This window comes from Azospirillum sp. TSO22-1 (assembly GCF_003116015.1).
Classification (GTDB): Bacteria; Pseudomonadota; Alphaproteobacteria; order Azospirillales; family Azospirillaceae; genus Azospirillum.
In genome coordinates, this window is the sequence record NZ_LGQZ01000152.1 from 1 (window position 1) to 20,534 (window position 20,534).

Consider the following 20,534-nt stretch of genomic DNA (forward strand, 5'->3'; position numbering starts at 1 on the left):
CCCTGGTCGCCTCGGGGCAGGTCGCGCAGATCCCCTACCACCTCAACCGGGCGATGGACAACGGCCTGACGCGCGAGCAGGCGGCCGAGGTGGTGACGCACCTCACCTTCTACGCCGGCTGGCCCAACGCCTTTTCGGCGCTGCCCGTCTTCAAGGAGGTCTTCGAGAAGCGCCCCGGCTGACGCTCACCCCCGGTGGCGCAGCACGTCGACCAGCAGCGCGAAGGCCGGCGAGGACTGGCGGTGGCTCGGGTAGTAGAGGTGATATCCCACCCAGGCCGGGCACCAGTCCTCCAGCACCCGCCGCAGCCGCCCCGCCGCGATGTGCGGCTGCACCAGATCCTCCGGCACATGGGCCAGCCCGAAGCCGGCCACCGCCGCGTCGAGAATATGGAAGATGCTGTTGAAGACGAGTTGGCCGTCCACGCGCACGCGCAGCTCACGGCCGTCCTTCTCGAACTCCCAGGCGTAGATCCCCCCGTGGGTGGGGAGCCGCAGGGTGACGCAGCGGTGGCCGACCAAGTCCTGCGGAACCTCCGGCGACGGATAACGGTCGAAATAGGACGGCGCCCCGACCACCGCGAAGCGGACGTCCGGCCCGATCCGCACCGAGATCATGTCCTTGGCGACCTGCTCGCCGAAACGCACCCCGGCGTCGTAGCGCTCGGCGACGATGTCGGACAGGCCGTAGTCGTTGGCGAGTTCCACCTTGATGTCCGGATAGTCGCGCAGAAAGCCCTCCAGCTTCGGCCAGAGCAGGCTGCTGATCGCATAATCGGTGGTGGTGATCCGGATGGTGCCGGCCGGCTTCTCCCGGAACTCGCTGAGCGCGTCGAGTTCGGCCTCGATCTCGTCGAAGCGGGGGCCGACGGTGTGAAGCAGGCGCTCTCCGGCGACGGTCGGAGACACGCTGCGCGTGGTGCGGGTCAGCCGCCGCAGGCCGAGCCGTGTCTCCAGTTGGCGGACGGTGTGGCTCAGCGCCGATTGCGACACCCCGAGCTTGGCCGCCGCCCTGGTGAAGCTGCGTTCCCGCGCGACGGCCAGGAAGGCGAGGAGGTCGTTGACGCTTTCGCGCGGCATTGATGAGCGCTTTTCATGGGATCGGGCGAATTCTACCATCTTACCGCAAACCGAGCCGTCGCGTTACCGCCTTCCCGCACCGCATTCATGAGCTGCATCGATAAGCCCATGCGAAACGTGCCGTCTAGTCGCGTACCGGCGCCACGGCAAAGATCGCCATCCAGACCGGGTCCCTTCACGGCCCGGTGGCGATCCGGGGCCTTCGATGGAGGGCTGGGCGGGACGCCTCTCCACCAAGAGGACCATGGTGATGACAGTGAAATCGATCCCGGCCGTTGCGACGGTGCTGGCATTGGGCGTAGCCGCCCCCCTCGCCGGTCCGGCCAGGGCCGGCGGCGACCTCGTCGCGTTCCCCGTTACGCCGAGGGCGTGCGCTACGCGGTCGTGAACCGCGGCAGCATCCGGGAGGAGATCTTCACCAGCCGTGCTGTCATCGACGCGGTGAAAGCGGGCCGGCCGCTGCCGAACGGCACGGTGATCACCTTGGTGGACTATCGGGACGGCGCGCTCTTCCGTTACGTCGTGATGGAGAAGCGCACGGGCTGGGGCGCCGGCTACCCGCCCGAAAAGCGCAACGGGGAGTGGGAATATCAGGCCTTCAACGCCGACCAGTCGGTGAACCAGGACGAGAACCTCGACCGCTGCTTTTCCTGCCACAAGCCCAGGGGGGGCAGGACTTCGTGCACACGCTCGACCGGATGAAGGCCGCGCCGTGATGCCCGCCGCTCCCTCCCCGGTACCAGCCGCCCCGGGCATCGTGGTGACGCTGCTGCCGATCATGGCGGTGGTGTTGCTGTCCTTCCTGGTCATCGGGCTTGCCCTGCCGGTGCTTCCGCTTCATGTGCACCAGGGGCTTGGCCTCGACACCGTCGTGGTCGGTCTCGTCGCCGGCAGCCAGTTCATGGCGTCCATCCTGTCGCGGGTGTGGGCCGGCCATCACGCCGACAGCCGGGAGGCCAAGCGCACCGTCGTCACCGGTCTGGCCGGTGCTGCAGCGGCCGGGCTGCTCCTGGCGGGCGTGGTCGCCGCTGACGGTGAAGGCCATCAACTGCTCCAGCGTCATCCGCTCCTCGGCGTAGGCGTCGAGCAGCGCCGGGGCGACAGCGGCCAGCTTCAGGCGCTGCTTCACCACGGCGGGGGTGACGAAGAAGCGGGCGGCGATCTCCTCCTCGCCCAGACCCGCCTCGCGCAGGGTCTGGAAGGTGCGGAACTGGTCGAGCGGGTGCAGCGGGGCGCGCTGGAGGTTCTCGGCCAGCGAGTCCTCCTCGGCCAACCCGGCGTCCCGGACGACGCAGGGCACCGGCTGGGTCCTGCTCATGCGCTTCTGCTTGACCAGCAGTTCCAGCGCCCGGAAGCGGCGGCCGCCGACCGGCACCTCGAAGACACCGGTCTCCGCACCCTCGGCGTCGAGCACGGGGCGGACGGCGAGGCCGTGCAGCAGGGTGCGCCGCGCGATGTCCTCGGCGAGGTCCTCGATGGAGACGCCGGCCTTGACCTTGCGGACGTTGGCCTGGGACAGCACCAGCTTGTTGAAGGGGATGTCGCGCGAGGGGCTGAGAACGATCTTGGGGGTCGCCATGGTGGTCTTCTCCGCGACGGGCGGCCGGGAGCCTGTCTCTCGACCTTCTCACCCGTCACCCCGATCCCCTCCCTCCTCTTCCTCTACGTGTCCCCGGACGAACGGGATGAGCACGCGCAGCCGGACCGGCACCTCCAGTTCCGGCATGGCACGGAACGCTACGAGGCCAGCATCACGCCGCCTCCCGCGCAGCGCCGGCCACCGGGGCATCGTCGGGCAGGAGGCCGAGCAGATAATCGGCGGCCTTGCTCGCTTGGCTGGCGGCGTGGACGATGGCGTGGTCGTCGTTGCGCAGCACGTCCATCCAGGCGCCGATGTAGTCGGCGTGCCGGACGGTGGGCACGATCCCCAGTGCCGCGCAAAGGAAGGCCGAGGCGACCTCCGCCACCAACTCCTCGACGGCATACTTGCGCGAACCGAAGGAGCCCGACAGATCGCGGCCCAGGCGGGCCGGGTGGCCGGTGCTGTGCCCCAGCTCGTGGAGCGCGGTGCGGTGCCAGTTGACCGGCTCGAAGAAGCTCTGCGGAGGCGGCACCTGCACGTAATCGTGCTGGAGGTGATAGAAGGCCCGGGTACCGCCGATACGGACATCGACACCGCTGGCGCGGATCAGTGCCTCGGCCCGCGGCAGGATCAGCCCTTCCGGGACCGGTGGCGGCACCGAGGCGATGTTCTCGGGCAGGCCGTCGCACTGCTCGGTGTTGAAGACGGTGAAGCGCTTCAGGAAAGGAATGGGCTGGGCATCGTCGCCCTCCTCGCGTGCCCGATGGCGCTCCCGATCCGGGATGAAGCGGTCGGCGTAGACGACGGTGGTGCCGCGCTCGCCTTTGCGGACGTTGCCGCCGAGCGCCTGGGCCTGCCGGTAGGTGAGCCACGTCTGGCCGGAGAAGCCGCCGGCGAAGACGGCGCCCCACAGGATCAGGACGTTGATCCCCGAATAGGCCCTCCCGGAGGAGGCGTTGCGCGGCAGGCCGAGGGAGGCAGTGTCCGCGCCCCCCAGGGCTGCACCCAGGGCAACCGGCCGGCCTCCAGTTCGGCGATGATGCGGGTGGTGATCTCGGCGTACAGGCTGGCGCGTTCACCATCGGAGCGGGCGGTTCGCGAGGCATCGGTCATGGCGGGTCTCCACGACGGACCAGCCGGAGGACTCTCCTCCAGACTTTCAGCCCGTCACGGCTTTCCCTGCCGCCCTTTCCCTTTTCCGCAGCACCGGCACCATCGCGGATGCCGGTGCCAATTCCTGACCGCCCCAAGCGCAAAATGAAACGGCCGGGGTCATCGCCATCAGAGGCCGGTCATCTTCAAGGCCGCTTCCGGCAGGCGCTCGCCCCGGACCTCGATCCTGGAAACCGCCGAGCCGATTTCGCCAAGCTCATAGGCGGACAAGCCGAGGTCGGCCGCGCCAAGGTTCTCCTCAAGTCGCTGCGGCTTGGTGGTGCCGGGAATCGGCACGATCCACGGTTTCTGCGCCAGCAGCCAAGCCAGCGCGACCTGGGCCGGCGTCACGCCCTTGCGCGCGGCGACCGCCTGGACGAGATCGACCAGCACCCTGTTCGCCCTGCGGGCCTCGGGCGAGAATCGTGGGACGCTGTTGCGGAAATCGGTGGGATCAAAAACGGTGGTCTCGTCGATCCTGCCGGTCAGGAAGCCGGCGCCGAGCGGACTGAACGGCACGAAGCCGATGCCCAGCTCCTCCAGAACGGGGAGGAGTTCGGCCTCCGGTCCGCGCCAGAACAGCGAGTATTCGCTCTGGACCGCCGTCACGGGTTGAACCGCATGCGCCCGGCGGGTGGTGCTGACGCCAGCCTCGGACAGGCCGAAATGCCGGACCTTGCCCGCCGTGATCAGGTCCCTCACCGCGCCGGCCACCTCCTCGATCGGCACCACCGGATCGACGCGGTGCTGGTAGAGCAGGTCGATGCGGTCGGTCCGCAGCCGCTTGAGGCTGGCGTCCGCCACGGCCCTGATGTGCGCGGGCCGGCTGTTGGTGCCGCCCCGGCGCTCGCCGGTCGCAAGGTCGATGTCGAAGCCGAACTTGGTGGCGATCACCACGCGGTCGCGGACCGGTTGGAGCGCCTCGCCGACCAGTTCCTCGTTGGCGAAGGGGCCGTAGGACTCGGCCGTGTCGAACAAGGTGACGCCGCGGTCGTGGGCCGTGCGGATGAGCGCGATCATCTCCCGCCTGTCGGCCGGTGGGCCGTAGAGGGCGCTCATGCTCATGCAGCCGAGGCCGAGAGCCGAAACCTCAAGACCGCTGCGGCCGAGAGTGCGTGTCTGCATGTCTTTCTCCTTGAATCAGGCTGCTTTCGCAGCGCAGGCGGATGCCTCGTCGCTCTTGCGGTGAAGGACGATCGTCGCGAGAACGACGATGAGGGCGAGGACGAGCATGATGGTCGCGGCATTGAACGCCATCGCGACCCTGTACGCAGTCAGGTCACGCCCGGCGCGGCTGCTGGAGCCGATGGTGGCCACTGCGATCAGCACGCCGAGACCGACCGAGCTGCCAAGCTGATGGGCCACGTTGACCGCGCCGGACGCGGCGCCGGCGTCCTCGGGGACGACGCCGGCGACGCCCGACGACGTCAGGGGGCTGAGCGTGAGTCCCTGGCTGATGCCGATCAGCAGCATCGGCAGCGCAACCGACACGACATAGCCGGCGTCGGCGGAGGCGCGGCTGAGCCAAGCCATCCCCGCGATGCCGACGAGGAGGCCAACGACCAGCAGCGGCTTCCGGCCGAAACGGCGGACGAGCCGGGGGACGGCGATCGCGAACGGAACGTGCAGGATCGTGGCCGGAACGAAGGCCAGACCCGCCATCGCCGGACCGTAGCCGACGACCTCCTGAAGGTGGAGGGTCGTGAAGAAGAAGAAGCCGACCATGGCCCCCAGGTAGAGGACGCGCGCGGCGTAGGCGCCCGAGCGCTCGCGGCTGGCGAACAGCGTCAGCGGCAGGATCGGCTGGCTGGCCCGCCGCTCGTGAGCGATGAAGAACGCCAGCAGAAGAACGGCCGCCGCCAGCGTCGCGACGGTCACGGGATTGCTCCACCCGGACTGCGCCGAGCGGATGAAGCCGTAGACCAGCGCGCTCATTCCGGCGGTCGAGGCCAGGGCGCCGGGAAGGTCGAACCGGCCCGGACGGCGGACCGTCTCGGGAATGTGGGCGCGGGCGGCGACGATCAAACCGAAGCCGACCGGCAGGTTGATGTAGAAGCCCATGCGCCAGGACACCCAGTCGGCCAGGATGCCGCCGACCACGAGGCCGACGGTGGCCGAGATCCCCGCCGCCGCGCTGTACCAGGAGACGGCCTTCGTCCGCTCATCCCCCTCGGCGAAGGTGGTTTGCAGGAGGGCGAGCGTCGTGGGCGCCAGGATCGCGGAGCCGATCCCCTGGACGGCGCGCCACGCCAGCATCCACCCGGCGGACGGCGACGCGCCGATGGCCAGCGACGCCACGGTGAAGACCGCGAGCCCGGCGATGACCATCCGGCGCCGGCCGAGGATGTCGCCGGCACGGGCGCCAAGCAGCAGGAAGCCGCCGAAGGTCAGCGTGTAGGCGCTCTGCACCCAGGCGAGGGTTGAATCGGAAAAGCCGAGATCCTGATGGATCCTGGGCAGGCCGGTCAGGACGACCGAGATGTCCAGCACGATCATCACGTAGCTGACGAGGATGATGGCCAGGATCGCGGTCCGGTCAACGGCCGGAGCGGGCGGTGCCGCAGTGTTCATGATGTTTACGCCCAGCAAGGAATCGGGTTCGGCGTATCGGCGGGCTCCGAAGACGGCCTCGCCGATCCCATGGGCCGATCCCATGGATGCCGGGGCCGAACATAGCCCTCGCGGCGGCCAGCGATTAGATGGCATAGTCGGCACGACCCTATTAGACAGGCTAATGAATTCCGGCGATGAACTTCAACGACCTCGCCGCCTTCGCCGTCGTCGCGAAGGAGCGCAGCTTCACCAGGGCCGCCGCGAAGCTGGGCGTGTCGCAATCGGCGCTGAGCCAGACGATCCGGGGGCTCGAAGAGCGTCTCGGCATGCGCCTGCTCACCCGCACGACCCGCAGCGTCGCTCCCACGGAGGTGGGCGAGCGCCTCCTGCTGACCGTTTCCCCGCGCTTCGAGGAGATCGAAACCGAACTCGCCGCGCTCAGCGCCTTGCGCGAGAAGCCGGCCGGCACGGTCCGCATCACCGCCGGCGAACACGCGGCCGTCTCCGTGCTGCAACCCGCCCTCAGGCGCTTCCTGCCCGACTATCCCGACATCAAGGTCGAGATCATCGTCGATTACGGCCTGACCGACATCGTCGCCGAAGGCTACGACGCGGGCGTGCGCCTGGGCGAGCAGGTGGCGAAGGACATGATCGCGGTGCGCATCGGCCCGGACATGCGCATGGCGGTCGTCGGTTCCCCGGGCTACTTCGCGCGGCATCCCCCGCCGCGGACGCCGCAGGATCTGGCGGCGCACAACTGCATCGGTATGCGGCTCCCGACCTACGGCGGTCTCTTCGCCTGGGACCTGGAGAAGGACGGGCGCGAGGTGAAGGTGCGCGGCGACGGGCAGCTCGTGTTCAACAACCTCGCCCTTCGGCTGCACTCGGCCCTTGACGGGCTCGGCGTGGCCTATCTGCCGGAGGACCAGGCTCTTCCCCATCTCGCAGAGGGGCGGCTGACGCGGGTGCTGGAGGACTGGTGCCCCCGGTTCCCCGGCTATCACCTCTACTACCCGAACCGCCGGCACTCCTCGCCCGCCCTGGCCCTATTGGTAAAGGTTCTCCGCCACCGCGGGAGCTGACGCCATCCGGCTTCCTGGCCGCCGGAGTCCGGTCATGACGCCGTGGGTCAGCATCGTCCAGAGCCCGAACGAACTCCACACGCCGAGTCCGACCATGGCAATGATCCCAACGGCGGTTAACGGCGATACTGCTCTTCGGAGACCTGCTCCATCCACGCAACCGACGCGCCGTCAAGCGCCTCGGCGATGGCGATGTGCGTCATCCCTGTGCTGGCCGTGGCGCCATGCCAATGCTTGACGCCGGGTGGGATCCAGACAACGTCCCCGGGCCTGATCTCCTGGACAGGGCCACCCCAATGCTGAACCCAGCCAGCGCCTGCGGTAACGATCAGCGTTTGCCCGAGCGGATGGGTATGCCAGGCGGTGCGGGCGCGCGGCTCGAAGGTCACCGTGCCGCCGCCGATGCGGGCGGGCGCGGTGCCTTGGAAACGGGAATCGACCCGGACCGAACCGGTGAAGTTCTCGGCGGAACCCGCAGCAGACGGCTGCGCGCCGGGGTGAGTGACGGTGATCATCGGAGTGGTTTGGGCCAGTGCGGCCGAGGCGCACAAGGCGATGAAAGCGATCGCTGCGACAAGGGCCTTCATTTCACCCCTTCAATTTTCCATGAGCGGCACGGCGCTCGACACCCGCGCTCAGTTCTTCCGGAAGACGTCCTTGGCGATCGCCACGGCGGACACCGCGCTCGGCCAGCCGGAGTAGAAGGCCATGTGGGTGATGGTCTCGATCAACTCCTCCTCGGTCACACCGTTCTGGCGTGCGAGAGCGAGATGAGAGCGAAGCTGGTCGGGCCGATTGAGCGCGATGAGCGCCGTAACCGTCACCAGGCTGCGGTCGCGTTTGGAAAGACCTGGCCGTTCCCAGATATCGCCATAGAGAACGCTGTCGGTGAGTTCAGCGAGTTTTGGCGCCGTGGCGCCCATCAGTTGCTGCGCGCGCGACGGCTGTTGGGCGGGTGCCGCGTCGGACGTGGCGGGGGTCTGGGTTTGGGCGGTCGCCATGGTGGCCCCTCCTCCGGAGAGAAGCAGGCTGGCTGCGACAAACAGATTTCTGGTGAGCGTCTTCACTGTGCGACCCTCGGAGATTTGGGGGAATGGGACCGTGGGCAGAACCCGGGCCCCATACCGCTGAAGCCGTTTTGGGGATGCCTCGTCAGAAGAGACGGGGTGGACGATTTACGAGCGGCCGGAAACAAGAGTTCGGGCGAAGAACGGCGTCAGCTTCCCCATTGCAGCGTCCACGTACCGGGGAACCCAGTAGGTTTCGATATGCGTCGCGCCGTCGATCTTAAACAATTCCTTGTCCGCCGTGCCCGTGGCCTTGGCGAAGGCATCCTCGGTCATGTACAGGCTGTCGGCCTTGCTGCCGGCGATCATCAGCAGCGGCTTGTCGATGAGTTCGATCTGGTCGGTGGCATCCCAACGCATCAAGTCCAGCAAGCTGCTCGTGGTGTACTTGAAGGTCGAGCCGGGATGCGCGTGCGTCTTCCAGTAATACTCGTAACCCTGCCGATACAGATCGAACGGCAGTGCGGCGATCTGCGCATCCGTCAGATTGGCATCTCCCGCATACAGAATGTCTCCGCCGGCCATTTCCTGGGCGCGGGCGCCCGAAGCCTGCTGCAGGCGGCTCTGGATGGTCGCGATTTGCGAATCCCCATAGCCATTGCGGCGAACCCGTCCGGAGTTGAACATGCTCAGTGTCGCAATCGACTGGAAGCGCTTGTCGGTTTTCGCCGCCGCCAACGAGTAGCCGCCGCCACCGCAAATGCCGAGCAGCCCCAGCCGCGCGGCATCGACCCCCGGATAGCGGGTGATGAAGTCCGCCATGCCGTGGATGTCCTCGATGCGGAAGGCGGGTTTGTCCACGCTGCGCGGCGTGCCACCGCTCCCGCCCTGGTACGCGGCATCGGCGGCGATCGTGATGTAGCCCTGTTCCGCCAAGCGCTGGGCATACAGGCCGGCGACCTGTTCCTTAACCCCGCCATTCGGGTGCGCCACGGCGATCGCCGGATATGTCCGGCTCGGATCGTAGTTTGCCGGGGTGTAGACGTTGGCGACGATATCCAGCCCATTGAGCTTGTAGGTGACCGGGTGGATGTTGACCTTGCCTGGCTCGTTCTTCGTGATCGCGCCATCATAGACCAGTGTAAACGGATTCTGCCTGTAATCGGCTGCGGCAGCAGGAGCGGTTGTCATTGCCAGGGTTCCCAGCATGGCCGTTGCGAGCGCGAGCGCGGAGGTTCCGAGGAACGCGCGCCTGCTTTTGTTGGTGACGTCGTTGGTCATATCGAACTCCAATCTTTGATCCACGCGAAACGCTATGCGCGCGCAGCGCCGAGCGTTTTTGCGCAGGCGGATCAGTCCAGCTTCTTCTCAGTGAGGAACGTCGAGACCAAGTTCGCGATCTCGACGTTGTTCAGGTCCGAGAACGGGAAGTGCGTGTTGCCCCGGATACCGATCTCCGGCAGGTGCACGACGGTCACGTCGCCGCCATGCCGGTTGACGGCGTCGCGCCACAACCGGGCCATCTCCAGACGCCCGCGCCAGGCGTCCTGCGTCGGCACGTCGGTCGGCGCGGCGGGGATGTTGTCGCCGTAATAGATGACGATCGGAATGCGGGTGAGCGCCATGAAGTCCGCCAGGGGCACCGGCACGCCGGTCAGCGTGTCGAAGGCGTTGGTCAGCGGCTCAGGCAACTCGTTCTCCGGGAACACGAAGTTGCTGCCCGGCTCGAAGGCGACGATGGCCTTGACGTTCCCGCTCTTGATCGCGGTCACCCAGCCGGGGCCGCCTGACTGCGAATGGGTGAAGAGGATGCCGGGGCCGATCCGCCGGAACAGCGCGGCGGCGCCATCGGACACGAGGTTGAGGTCGAAGGGGCCGGTGTTCGGCGTCATGGCGCGGAAATACTGGTCGAGCGTCTCCGGGCTGCGGTCGAACTGGACGCCCTCAAAGTAATTCGGCCAGATGCCGACGCGGAACTGGCCGAACCAGAACTGTTCGTCCGGCATCGGCTTGATGGTCGTCTCCACCATGCTGCGGCCAGCGTCGCCACGGCGCGGCTGGTCGATCAGGTAGGTCGGAAAATTGCGACGCAGGAAGATGGTCTGGAAGCCCTCGCGGCCGTCCGGCGTGCTCTCCCATGTCTTGGAGAACTGGCCGGCGCCATGCCACATGACGATGGGGTATTTCCGGGAGTTCACCGGGATCTGGTAGAAGGCGTAGAGGTGGTCGCCACGGTAGGTTTGCCCGGCGGCCTCCAGCGGCTTCTTGGGGTCGAAGGTGCCCGGCGCGGTCGCCACCGTCCCGCCGACGGCAAAGCTGCCCTGTTCCTGGATCACCAGCGGCTCGGGCTTGCCCGCCTGTTGGGCCAGGGCTTCAGCCGACGTGAGAAGGGTCGCCGACACCAGCAGCGGTGCGAGCAGGAGCGTCCAGGGTTTCAAGGCCGGTTTCCTCTTCGATCAAACCGGTCCGATGCTAACAGCCAATCAATTCCTTGGTTAGGATGGGAACTGCGATAGGCTTAATAAGTGGTGCTAATGAATGAGTGCCCAACCACAAAGCCCAGGAAAGGTATGTGGTGGAGGCTGTTTCCTCTCAATCAGCCGACACAAAAGGCTTCGTTTGGCTGCACCGGTGGAACATTAACCCCGTCGTTCAGAGATCGGCCTCCGAGAGAAATTGGGCGATGTGTTCGATGCGCGTCGCAAAGAGGAATCGATCGGCCGTGTCCCATCCTCAGACAATGCCTGTGAGGCGTGCGACGCCAGGCATCCAGGCTTCCCCGCGTTGCGTGAACTCGACGAGTCTCGTGTTCCAGACGAACGAGCCGCTCATTCCATGTGGATCGAGCGGAATCGAACTTTTCCTTCCATCGGTCGCGGTCGTCGCCTCCGGGTGCCATTGCAGGGCGAAGTGATAGTCAGGATCGAAGGCGGAATGAGAGAGCGAGCGACGTGTCTCTTCCGGCTCCAGCGTTTCATCATATTCCTGGGTCAGATAGGGGGTGCCCGGCGTGAAGAGCATCTTGACCATGGCCGAAAAATAGGATTTCTCGCCGGTGAAGCCGAGAACGAAAAGATACTCCGCTTGCAGCGGAGCGTGGCCGGCCTCAAAGCGATGGTCGGGAAACGACATCGCGCTATGGCAGACACTATTCCAGTGGTCGTCGACGGGACTGACGGCCAGGTCATAGGGCGCCGCTTTTGCCGCGAACGGAGCGGTGATCCGGATATAGTCCTCGGAATCGAAGCATTTGCGAGCGAGGGAATGCTGCGCGACAGTTGCCGCGACATGATCGTTTGTCAGCAGGAGCTGCTTGCCGCGCCAGTGAACATACCCATCTGAGCCAACATGCTGGCCGCTATTCTCATCCAGTATCCCCGAGATCGGCGTGACGAATGGTGCCATCTGGAGGGTCATCAGGTTTGACACGGTAGCGAGACGGTCTTCCAGGGTCGGTTCTTCGCTCATGCTAGGTTCTTTTCTTCTTATGGCGTGGCGGATCGTTAGACCCTTGGGGGCATATGCGCCTTGTCGAGGCGGCGATGGATCAGGGAGACGATCGTCAGCAGGTCCTCGGCATCCTCCTTTGACATCGCCCAGTGGATGCGGGCTTCGTGGGCCGTCGGATTGCGGAACATTCCGAAGGTTCCGCGCACGAGATTGGCAAACCCGCTCTGCTCGCTGCGCTCGCTTGTCGTGCTGCGGGGATTGATCGCCAGAAGCGGTGGATCGCCACCGAGAACCCGATCGACAAGCGTCGCACCGTCATCTGAAAGGCCGGTGCGCGTCCGCATCTTCTCGGCGACGCTTTTCACGGCCTCCTGAACGGCGTGAAAGTAGTTGTCAGCCAGCAACTCGGCCCGGCAGAACTTCAGCACGTCGGGATGAACGCCCCTGCCTTCGAGATCGGTCCTCAGATCCCGTGCGCGTCGCTGGGCTTCAGGCAGCGTCTGGGCGGCCTTGATCGCCGTGAGGCTGCTGCCTCGTCCACCACGAGCCCGGCGAATGCGAGAGCCTGATTCAGCAACGCGCGCATCGGCTCAAAACGCTCCGGAGCGCGGCTGTAGCGCGCCGGTTTCATGGCAAGACGGATAAATTCCAGAACGTGCGTGCGGTTCTGCTTGGTGTTCTGGCTTTCGACGAAGGCGTTGTAGATGCGGATGCGCTTCGTGATCGGGCCAGGATCGTTCATCTTGCTGGACGCAAGAAGATGCTGGATTTCCGGTCCGGTCAGGCCGTCGGTCGTGTCGCCGAGTGCGCCCGCGATAGCCTCCAACTGGTCTTGCGAGAAGAAGGCCACGCGCTCGCCCTCACTGACCGTTGTCGCCAGCCGAGGAGTTGATCGCGTCCTGCGCCGTCTTGATCCGAGCGAGAACATCATCGAACGGCATGGGTTGGTCGTCGAACATCATCGGGGCCATGTCGCGGTAGTCGGCGCGAAGATCCTTGATGCGATCCGCCGCTGGCATGAGCTGCAATGTGCCCGGGCGTGCGGTCTCGTAGCTCGCCCAGCCTGAACGGAAGAAAACCGACTTGTGCTTCGCGACCTAGTCGAGAAGCTCGAAATCGGCGGACGCAGCTTTACCGTCCTCGGTGTCGAGGAGCATGGCGAAATCGTAATAGTGTCGCGAGAAATATTGCGGTGTTGGCGAATCCTTCGGCCGATGGGCTTCAGCGTGGAGCGCCGTTGCCTTCTCCCAGAAGGTGCGCCGCGCCGACAACACGGTCACGGTGCAGTCGGGATCGTCGAAGAAGTCCGGAAAATCGTCCGCCGCATAGGGACGGATGGCTTTGGCTTCGGTCGGCCATGGATCACCGCGCGCGCCAAGCTCCAGCTTCACCCGCGGCGTGATGTAGGCCATGCCGTTATACTCCGTCCGCGACAGCGCGGCGGGATAGTGAAAGTTCACGGTCTGGGAATCGTCGGCGTCGATTTCCAGCGACCATTCGCCGTTGGTCGGTTCACCGAGATGCTGCACGATCGCGGCGCGCAGCGCCGGGAGCAGCTTTTCGGCGATGTGTTTCTCGACATCGCGCACCAGATCCTTGATGAGATTGCCCGCCTGCTTCTTGCTGATGCCTTCCTTTTCGGGATCGCGCTCACCCGAATAGCCGAGATCGGCACGATCGAAAGACAGGTCGATGTCCTCGGAAAACCGCCGGATCGCACCGAACGCCTTGGATAGGGACGTCCCGCCCTTGAAGACCAGAGCGGGGGCATCCCCCTTTTGCAACTCGAACAACCGCTTCAACGTCCAGCAGACCCAGAAGTCCTTTTCGATGATGGTGTCGGCAACACCACGGGCCGCCGCGGTCTCGCCGAAGAGAGCCGCGCGGTCGGCTGCGGGGAGGCGAGCGACCTTATCCATCCACGGCTCCGGAAGGCGTGCCGGCGATCGATACGAGCGTCGGCCTCATCCACGCAGGCGCCTGGATGGCGTTTGTCGCAAGCGTCCTCTTGTCGCTTGGCGAAAGCCGGAGGGCGGCAATCTGGACGACGTCGGCAGCGCGCAAAGGCCCGACATGGCGGAGCGCCTGGACGACGGTGCCGGCCGGGCTGCCCGGAGCGATCAGGTGCTTGGGCGAAGCGTGACGCAGGTCGACGACGCGCTTGCCGAGGACAACGCGGCGGGATGGTCCATCGGTGAGATAAGTGCTCTTGGCTGGGACCTGCGTAGACAAACCGAGGACGTTTGCCGCGCGCGCGCCGGCGATCTGCACCTGCGAGCCCGTCTCGCGTGCCAAGGCTTGCGCGACATCATCGGGCGCAGGGGAAAGCGGCCCGAGTTTCGGGTGAACCTTGGGAAAGTCGTACAAGCCTCGCGCCAGACGGCGCAACTGGCCTCCCTTGGCCAGACGGGATAGGGCCTGATCGACGGCGGCGCGTCCGGCCACGTCGAGGAAATCGCTGGGCGTGAAGACACCTCCGCGTCCGCCAGCGCGGGCACGCTTCATGATCCGATCCGGAACGGATGTGGCAATCGTCTTCATACGTCAGAAAATAAGGTATCTTTTTCTGACATTCAAGGGGGACGGTTTTAGCGTCTCTTCGCGAGACTGCGGTAGTGAGGGATCGGCCCGCAGGCAGGCCGACGAGCTGGCCTCGCCTTTGTGCGCCGAGTCTGCTATAGGAGGGGCGACGGTACTTTCTTGTGGTCGGCGAACCGGCGAAGGCTGGTGCGAAATTCGGTTCGGAGGGGCAATTGCCCCCGATAGATGCCGAAACCCACAGAAAAATTTTTGCGGCAATTTCCCTTTATAATCAACACCGTAGCATTTTGACGACCTCAGCGTCGGTTTTTTGTCGCCCCGCGATAAAAAAACTCAACCATATCAACGACATAGCCTGATTTTGAACCATCGAGTGGGAAATGCTCTAGGTCGCCCATGGCCATGGCGTGCCCGTCATCGCCCTTGAAGGCGACCCAGGAGCCGAGAGCCAGCGCCGGTTTGACCGCCACGCCGTCCACCGTCACCTTCAGGTCGGTGCGCGGGATCGAATATTTGTAGACGTCGTCCGGCTGCATCGCCCCGGCCCGTCCCATGGCTTCATCGACCGCCTTCCAGTCCGCCGCAAGCGCGGTGCCCGACAAGCCCACGGTTGCAACCAAGGCTGCGGCGACCCTCACATGTCTCATGGCGTTCCTCTTTGCGTTCAGGCACTGGCCGCCCATCCCGCGGGCGGCCAGTGACGCGTTTCGCCTAAAGAAACCCGGCACCAGGCGTAGAGCGCGTCGTATACGACCATGCCGTGCCGGAGCATCTCGTGGTCGTCTTGATAAACAGTCGAGAGACCGAGGGAGATCGCGTGCAGTCCGGCCGATTGCGGCGTCAGATCGAGATGGGAGGTGTCGGCGCTGCGCACGATGACGGCCAGTTGCTGGAGCGCCGGGTCATCCAGGCGGTACTTGATCAGGAGGGCATCGAAGCTGCGCAGCTCGCCGACATGGCCGAGTTCGACGTCCGGGACGTCGTAGGGGACGGCGCCGGCCTCCCGCGCCACGGCGAGCACGCGGTCGGCGGGCACGTAGAGGAACTCGGGCTGCTCGTCGATGAAACGGGCGACGAGCCAGGGGCAAGCGATGCGGTTGATCTTCGGGCGTTCGCGGGTGACCCACTTCATGGCGGGACTCCTTGTGCGAGGGGATCAGGGCTTCGGCATGGTCGATGCCCCCGTGGCGCGCCACGCCGAGATGCCGCCGGCGAGGGTGCGGGCGGATACACCGCGGCGGCGGAGTTCCGCGACCGCGTCCCGGCTGACCTGGAAGCCGTAGACGCAGTAGGCGAGGACCTCGCGATCCCGAGGCACACCGTCGGCCCACTCTTCGATACGGCGGGCATCGTGGTGGATGGCGGTCGGCAACATGTCCGGCGACTTCGCCAGGTCCTCGTCCCAGCAGACGTCGAGGACGAGGATATCCCCGCTTTCGATTGCCCGCCGCGCCTCGGCAACGCTCATCTCCGGCACCGTGTCGTCCTGGACTGGAGGCGCTGAACGGAGTCCGTCTGCGGCGCGCCGGTGGCGGCCGGCGACACGCTCCCAGGCGATGTTGGCCATGAAGGCATCCACATAGGCGCCGGCCTTGGCGCCGAAGTCGAGGTGATAGGCGTGCTCGTACATGTCGAGCGCCAGCACCACGCGCCCGTCGGCCAGCGTGTGCGTGTGGTCGGCCGCCCAGACGTTCCGCAGCCGGCCGTCGCGCTCGGACAGGGTCAGCAGAACCCAGCCGGAACCGCCGCCGAGCGCCTTGCCCATGGCGGTGAACTCCTGCCGCCAGCGCTGCACCGACCCGAAGTCCCGCTCCAGCGCGGCGGCAAGATCGCCCCCGGCGTCACCGGAGCCGCCGAGACCGTCGAAGTACGCCTCGTGCAGGATCATCGAGTTCGCTGCGATCAGTTCCTCGCGCTTCAGGCCGTTGATGACGAACGTCGGCGCCGTGGCCCAATCGAGCCGTGCGAGGTCGGCCTCGATGGCATTCAGCCGGCGGACGGCGCCGCCGTAGTTGTTCTCGTAGTGGCTGGCGAGCAGGCGCTCGGAGAGGCCGTTCAGCCGTGGCGGCTTGAAGGGGAGCGGTGCGACCTCGTAGGGCATGGTGCAACTCCTGTTTGGGCGTCGGATCCTTGGGCCTCGCAGCGGACCGTGCGCCGCGCTGAATAATGATACAAGTGTTGCTTTATCTGTATAACTGAGATGCAGGTAGCTCAATGAGCGACGTGCGCACCACCTCTGAGTCCCGGTACGCTTGGCTGCTGCTGGCCCACCAGCTGCCGCCGAAACCCGCGTACTTTCGCGTCAAGGTCTGGCGCCGCCTCCAGGGACTGGGGGCGGTGGCGATCAAGAACTCGCTCTACGCGTTGCCCGCCGGCGAGCAGACCCAGGAGGACTTCCAGTGGCTGCTGCGCGAGATCGCCGAGGGTGGCGGCGAGGCGGCGGTGTTCGAGGCGCGCTTCATCGACGGCCTCACCGACCGGGAAGTGCGGGCGCTGTTCGACAAGGCCCGTGACGCCGACTACGAAGCCCTCGCCGCCGACGCCCGCATGGTCGCGGAGGTGCTGGCGGGCGAGCCGGAGACCTGGAGCGCGCGCAACGGCGAGTTCCGGACGCAGCTGACCAAGCTGCGGCGGCGCTTGGCGGAAATCGTCGCCATCGACTTCTTCGGTGCGGGCGGCCGGGAGCCGGTGGAGGGGCTGCTCGCCGGGATCGAGGCGCGGCTCGCGCAGGCCGAGCGCGATCCGGAACAGGAGGAGGAGACCATGGACGCCGACACCATCGGAGAGCTGAAGGGACGGGCCTGGGTGACGCGCCGGGGCGTGCAGGTGGACCGCATCGCCTCGGCCTGGCTGATCCGCCGGTTCATCGACCCGGAGGCGCGGATCAAGTTCGTCCTTGACAAGGGCTACCTCCCGGAGTCCGGGGAACTGCGCTTCGACATGTTCGAAGCCGAGTTCACCCACGAGGGCGACCACTGCACCTTCGAGGTGCTGCTGGCGAAGCTGGTGCCGCCGGACCACGCGCTCCAGGCGATCGCCGAGATTGTCCACGACATCGATCTGAAGGACGGCAAGTTCCAGCGCGAGGAGGCAGCCGGCATCCGCATACTGCTCGCCGGCATCGCCGCCGCGACCGACGACGACGAGCGCCGCCTGGAGCGCGGGGCGGCGGTGTTCGAGGACCTCTACGGGTACTTCCGCAAGAAGCGCGACTGAGGAGACCGCCAATGGCCGAGGTGCACGCGACCGTGGATACAGCCGTATCCGCGACGAACGAGGGCCGGCATGGGGTGAGCCTCGGCGCGGCGACGCGGGTCTGGGCGCGGATCGCCGCGCTCAGCTTCGGCGGCCCCGCAGGGCAGATCGCGGTGATGCACCGCATCCTGGTCGAGGAGAAGCGCTGGATCGGCGAGACGCGGTTCTTGCACGCGCTGAACTACTGCATGCTGCTGCCCGGCCCCGAAGCCCAGCAGCTCGCCGTCTATGTCGGCTGGCTGATGCACCGAACCGTGGGCGGCCTGATTGCCGGCATCCTGTTCGTACTGCCCGGTGCCGTCGCGATCATGGCGCTGAGCCTGATCTACGCCGCCTTCGGCAACGTCGGTGTGGTTCAAGGGCTGTTCTTCGGCCTGAAGGCGGCGGTGCTCGCCATCGTCCTTGAGGCGGTGGTCCGCATCGGCCGGCGGGCGCTCAAGAATCGGGTGATGCTCGGCATCGCCGCGGCGGGGTTCGTGGCGATCTTCGTCTTCGGCGTGCCGTTCCCGCTCATCATCCTGGCGGCTGGTGTGATCGGCTACGCGGGCGGGCGCCTGGGGCGTCCGGAGTTCGTGGTCGGCGGCGGCCACGGCGCGTCGGGGGGCAAGGTCCTGGCCGACGCCGACAGCCTGCTCGGCGAGGGCACGCCGGCCCACGCGCGGCCGACGCTCGGCTGGTCGCTCAAGGTCGGCACCGTTGGCCTGCTCCTGTGGCTCGGGCCGGTCGCGGCGTTGCTGCTGGCGTTCGGCTCTGGCGACGTGTTCAGCCAGATCGCGGTGTTTTTCTCGAAGATGGCGGTGGTCACCTTCGGTGGCGCCTACGCCGTGCTGGCCTACGTGGCGCAGCAGGCGGTCGAGCACTACGGCTGGCTCAAGCCCGGCGAGATGTTGGACGGCCTGGGCATGGCGGAGACGACGCCGGGGCCGCTGATCATGGTCACCCAGTTCGTCGGCTTCATGGGCGCCTTTCGCGAGCCGGGCGTGTTGCCGCCGCTGCTCGCGGGCATGCTGGGCGGACTGCTGACCACTTGGGTGACGTTCGTGCCGTGCTTTCTGTGGATCTTCCTCGGAGCACCCTTCGTCGAGGCGCTGCGCGGCAACCGGGCGCTCGGCGGCGCCCTGTCGGCGATCACCGCGGCGGTCGTCGGCGTCGTCCTGAACTTGGCGATCTGGTTCGCCCTGCACGTGCTGTTCCGCGCGGTGGTCGAACTTCGCGCCGGTCCGTTGGCGCTCGATGTGCCGGTCCTCGCCTCGATCGACCTCGCCTCGCTGGCGCTGACCGTCGGCGCGATGCTGGCGGTGTTCCGCTTCAAGGTCGGAATGATCCCCGTCCTTGCCGCCTGCTCGGCTGCCGGCCTCCTGCTGCACCTGGCCGGCGGGGTGGGCTAAGCCGATGGCCCGGGAAGCCGCCATCGGGTGGTTCGGGCTGGTGCCGGCCGGCGCGGCGCCTGAGGCATCGCTGCTGCTGGGCTCGCGGGCGCTGCGGGCCTTCGGCGACGGGCTGATCAGCCTGCTGCTGCCGGTCCACCTCGCCGGCCTCGGCTTCGGCCCGGTCGAGATCGGCGCGCTGGCAACGGCGACCCTCCTCGGGTCGGCGGTGCTGACCCTGCTGGTGGGCGTCCTCGCGCATCGTCTGCCAGGCCGCGGCTCCCTGATCGGCGCCGCCCTGCTGATGGTCCTGACCGGGCTCGCCTTCCCGTTGGCCGAGGGCTTTTGGCCACTGCTGCTGATCGCGTTCGTCGGGACCATCAACCCGTCCTCTGGCGACGTGAGCGTCTTCCTGCCGCTCGAACACGCGCGTCTCGCCCACGCGGTCCCGGACCGCGAGCGCACCGGCCTGTTCGCCCGCTACAGCCTGATCGGCTCGCTCTCGGCGGCGGTCGGAGCGCTGTGCGCCGGTGGCCCCGAATGGCTGGCGGCGGCGACCGGCATCGCCCCCGGCACGGCGGTCGAGGGAGCGTTCGTGCTGTACGCGCTGCTCGGCCTCGCCTCGCTGCTGCTCTACCGGCGCCTGCCACAGGCCCGGCCGGACGACGGGAACGCCTCGGCCGAGCCGTTGGGGCGCTCCCGCGGCATCGTGCTGCGTCTGGCGGCGCTGTTTTCCCTCGATGCCTTTGCCGGCGGCCTCATCGTCCAATCGCTGCTGGCGCTGTGGCTGTTCGACCGCTTCGGGCTGTCGCTGGCGGCGGCCGGGGCGATCTTCTTCTGGACCGGCGTGCTGTCCGCCGTGTCCTACTTGGTGGCGGTGCGGATCGCGGCGCGCATCGGCCTGATCAACACGATGGTGTTTACACACCTGCCGGCGAACGTCTGCCTGGTGCTGGTGCCCTTCGCGCCGGACCTGGGCACCGCGGTTGCGCTGCTGCTGGTGCGCAGCCTGCTGTCGCAGATGGACGTGCCGACGCGCACCTCCTACGTCATGGCCGTGGTGACGCCCGGCGAGCGGGCGGCGGCGGCCAGCGTGACGGCGGTCCCCCGCAGCCTCGCCTCGGCCCTCGCCCCTCTGCTGGCTGGACAACTGCTGGCGCTGTCCGGCTTCGGCTGGCCGCTCGTGCTCGGAGGTGGACTGAAAATCGTCTACGACCTGATGTTGCTGGGTCTGTTCCGCAACGTGCGACCGCCGGAAGAGAGATAACGGTGGCGTCGATGCGTTTCCCCGCGCCACCGTCAACGGTCGCCACGGAAGTCGTCGGCCTTCAGGCCGCCCTGCAACAGCAGCAGCACCGGCTCTCCGGCGTCGAGCGTGATGACAGGCGCCCGGTCGAGCAGGTCCTTGGCCGCCTTGTCGAGCGGGCGGTCGATGCTGTGCCCGAGGATGCCGCCGATCAGGCTGC

22 protein-coding genes and 2 pseudogenes are annotated in these 20,534 nt (G+C 66.9%); 6 read left to right on the forward strand and 18 right to left on the reverse strand.

Annotated elements, in window-relative coordinates:
* Positions 1-182 (forward strand): carboxymuconolactone decarboxylase family protein (locus tag TSO221_RS30845; RefSeq protein ID WP_146208956.1); only part of this gene is annotated, 182 nt, incomplete at its 5' end.
* A 3-nt stretch (positions 183-185) separates the two neighbouring features.
* Here the strand turns inward: TSO221_RS30845 and TSO221_RS30850 are convergent.
* Positions 186-1,079, reverse strand: a complete 894-nt coding sequence (locus TSO221_RS30850; RefSeq protein WP_109122338.1) for a LysR family transcriptional regulator — start codon at positions 1,077-1,079, stop codon at positions 186-188.
* 369 nt (positions 1,080-1,448) lie between these two features.
* Here TSO221_RS30850 and TSO221_RS35750 point away from each other — a divergent pair, with 369 nt between their 5' ends.
* Positions 1,449-1,781, forward strand: coding sequence for a cytochrome P460 family protein (locus TSO221_RS35750; RefSeq protein ID WP_158284260.1), 333 nt, complete (start codon positions 1,449-1,451; stop codon positions 1,779-1,781).
* 301 nt (positions 1,782-2,082) lie between these two features.
* On the opposite strand, the pseudogene TSO221_RS30865 reads toward TSO221_RS35750, so the two are convergent.
* The 4 genes and pseudogenes from TSO221_RS30865 to TSO221_RS30880 form a co-directional block, all read right to left on the reverse strand.
* Positions 2,083-2,658: pseudogene (locus TSO221_RS30865) on the reverse strand (ParB/RepB/Spo0J family partition protein); the annotation flags it as partial.
* Between the two features lie 172 nt (positions 2,659-2,830).
* A pseudogene (locus tag TSO221_RS30870) lies at positions 2,831-3,774 on the reverse strand (zincin-like metallopeptidase domain-containing protein).
* A 168-nt stretch (positions 3,775-3,942) separates the two neighbouring features.
* The gene (locus tag TSO221_RS30875) at positions 3,943-4,938 is read right to left on the reverse strand and encodes an aldo/keto reductase (protein WP_109122340.1); all 996 of its coding nucleotides are present in this window, start codon (positions 4,936-4,938) and stop codon (positions 3,943-3,945) included.
* Between the two features lie 15 nt (positions 4,939-4,953).
* Complete coding sequence (locus tag TSO221_RS30880; protein ID WP_109122352.1) at positions 4,954-6,384, reverse strand: MFS transporter; 1,431 nt, start codon at positions 6,382-6,384, stop codon at positions 4,954-4,956.
* Between the two features lie 176 nt (positions 6,385-6,560).
* Between TSO221_RS30880 and TSO221_RS30885 the strand changes: the two genes are divergently transcribed.
* Positions 6,561-7,448, forward strand: a complete 888-nt coding sequence (locus tag TSO221_RS30885) for a LysR family transcriptional regulator (RefSeq protein WP_199229695.1) — start codon at positions 6,561-6,563, stop codon at positions 7,446-7,448.
* A gap of 116 nt (positions 7,449-7,564) precedes the next feature.
* Here the strand turns inward: TSO221_RS30885 and TSO221_RS30890 are convergent, their stop codons facing one another.
* From TSO221_RS30890 to TSO221_RS30940, 13 genes are all read right to left on the reverse strand, one after another.
* Positions 7,565-7,963, reverse strand: coding sequence for a cupin domain-containing protein (locus tag TSO221_RS30890; protein ID WP_199229700.1), 399 nt, complete (start codon positions 7,961-7,963; stop codon positions 7,565-7,567).
* 120 nt (positions 7,964-8,083) lie between these two features.
* Positions 8,084-8,515, reverse strand: coding sequence for a carboxymuconolactone decarboxylase family protein (locus tag TSO221_RS30895; protein ID WP_109122343.1), 432 nt, complete (start codon positions 8,513-8,515; stop codon positions 8,084-8,086).
* 108 nt (positions 8,516-8,623) lie between these two features.
* Positions 8,624-9,736: an alpha/beta hydrolase gene (locus TSO221_RS30900; protein WP_109122344.1), complete on the reverse strand. Its 1,113-nt coding sequence runs from the start codon at positions 9,734-9,736 to the stop codon at positions 8,624-8,626.
* A 71-nt stretch (positions 9,737-9,807) separates the two neighbouring features.
* Positions 9,808-10,893, reverse strand: coding sequence for an alpha/beta fold hydrolase (locus tag TSO221_RS30905; RefSeq protein ID WP_109122345.1), 1,086 nt, complete (start codon positions 10,891-10,893; stop codon positions 9,808-9,810).
* 295 nt (positions 10,894-11,188) lie between these two features.
* Positions 11,189-11,923, reverse strand: coding sequence for a hypothetical protein (locus TSO221_RS30910; RefSeq protein WP_146208957.1), 735 nt, complete (start codon positions 11,921-11,923; stop codon positions 11,189-11,191).
* Positions 11,924-11,958: 35 nt separating this feature from the next.
* A complete protein-coding gene (locus TSO221_RS36135) occupies positions 11,959-12,462 on the reverse strand; it encodes a TIGR02391 family protein (protein WP_348770299.1) in 504 nt (167 codons plus the stop codon).
* Positions 12,369-12,755: a hypothetical protein gene (locus TSO221_RS36140; protein ID WP_199229697.1), complete on the reverse strand. Its 387-nt coding sequence runs from the start codon at positions 12,753-12,755 to the stop codon at positions 12,369-12,371. Before TSO221_RS36140 ends, TSO221_RS36135 begins: the two co-directional genes overlap by 94 nt.
* A 10-nt stretch (positions 12,756-12,765) precedes the next feature.
* On the reverse strand, positions 12,766-12,924 hold the full coding sequence (locus TSO221_RS36145) for a hypothetical protein (RefSeq protein ID WP_199229698.1): 159 nt from the start codon (positions 12,922-12,924) through the stop codon (positions 12,766-12,768).
* Between the two features lie 78 nt (positions 12,925-13,002).
* Entirely contained in the window at positions 13,003-13,824 is an 822-nt protein-coding gene (locus TSO221_RS30920) for a nucleotidyl transferase AbiEii/AbiGii toxin family protein (protein WP_199229699.1), read from the reverse strand.
* The gene (locus tag TSO221_RS30925) at positions 13,817-14,410 is read right to left on the reverse strand and encodes a DUF6088 family protein (protein WP_109122347.1); all 594 of its coding nucleotides are present in this window, start codon (positions 14,408-14,410) and stop codon (positions 13,817-13,819) included. The genes TSO221_RS30920 and TSO221_RS30925 overlap by 8 nt, the downstream gene beginning before the upstream one ends.
* 332 nt (positions 14,411-14,742) lie before the next feature.
* Positions 14,743-15,093, reverse strand: a complete 351-nt coding sequence (locus TSO221_RS30930) for a DUF1259 domain-containing protein (RefSeq protein ID WP_109122353.1) — start codon at positions 15,091-15,093, stop codon at positions 14,743-14,745.
* 17 nt (positions 15,094-15,110) lie between these two features.
* On the reverse strand, positions 15,111-15,578 hold the full coding sequence (locus TSO221_RS30935; protein WP_109122348.1) for a chromate resistance protein ChrB domain-containing protein: 468 nt from the start codon (positions 15,576-15,578) through the stop codon (positions 15,111-15,113).
* A gap of 24 nt (positions 15,579-15,602) precedes the next feature.
* Positions 15,603-16,547, reverse strand: coding sequence for a Fe-Mn family superoxide dismutase (locus TSO221_RS30940; RefSeq protein WP_109122349.1), 945 nt, complete (start codon positions 16,545-16,547; stop codon positions 15,603-15,605).
* A 113-nt stretch (positions 16,548-16,660) separates the two neighbouring features.
* On the opposite strand from TSO221_RS30940, the gene TSO221_RS30945 reads away from it, so the two are divergent.
* The 3 genes from TSO221_RS30945 to TSO221_RS30955 are packed head-to-tail and all read left to right on the forward strand — an operon-like array spanning position 16,661 to position 20,335.
* Positions 16,661-17,662: a chromate resistance protein ChrB domain-containing protein gene (locus tag TSO221_RS30945; RefSeq protein WP_247878347.1), complete on the forward strand. Its 1,002-nt coding sequence runs from the start codon at positions 16,661-16,663 to the stop codon at positions 17,660-17,662.
* An 11-nt stretch (positions 17,663-17,673) separates the two neighbouring features.
* Entirely contained in the window at positions 17,674-19,089 is a 1,416-nt protein-coding gene (gene chrA / locus TSO221_RS30950; protein WP_109122350.1) for a chromate efflux transporter, read from the forward strand.
* A 4-nt stretch (positions 19,090-19,093) separates the two neighbouring features.
* Positions 19,094-20,335 (forward strand): MFS transporter, encoded by a 1,242-nt coding sequence (locus TSO221_RS30955; RefSeq protein WP_109122351.1) that lies wholly within the window; start codon positions 19,094-19,096, stop codon positions 20,333-20,335.
* Positions 20,336-20,534 lie beyond the last annotated feature (199 nt).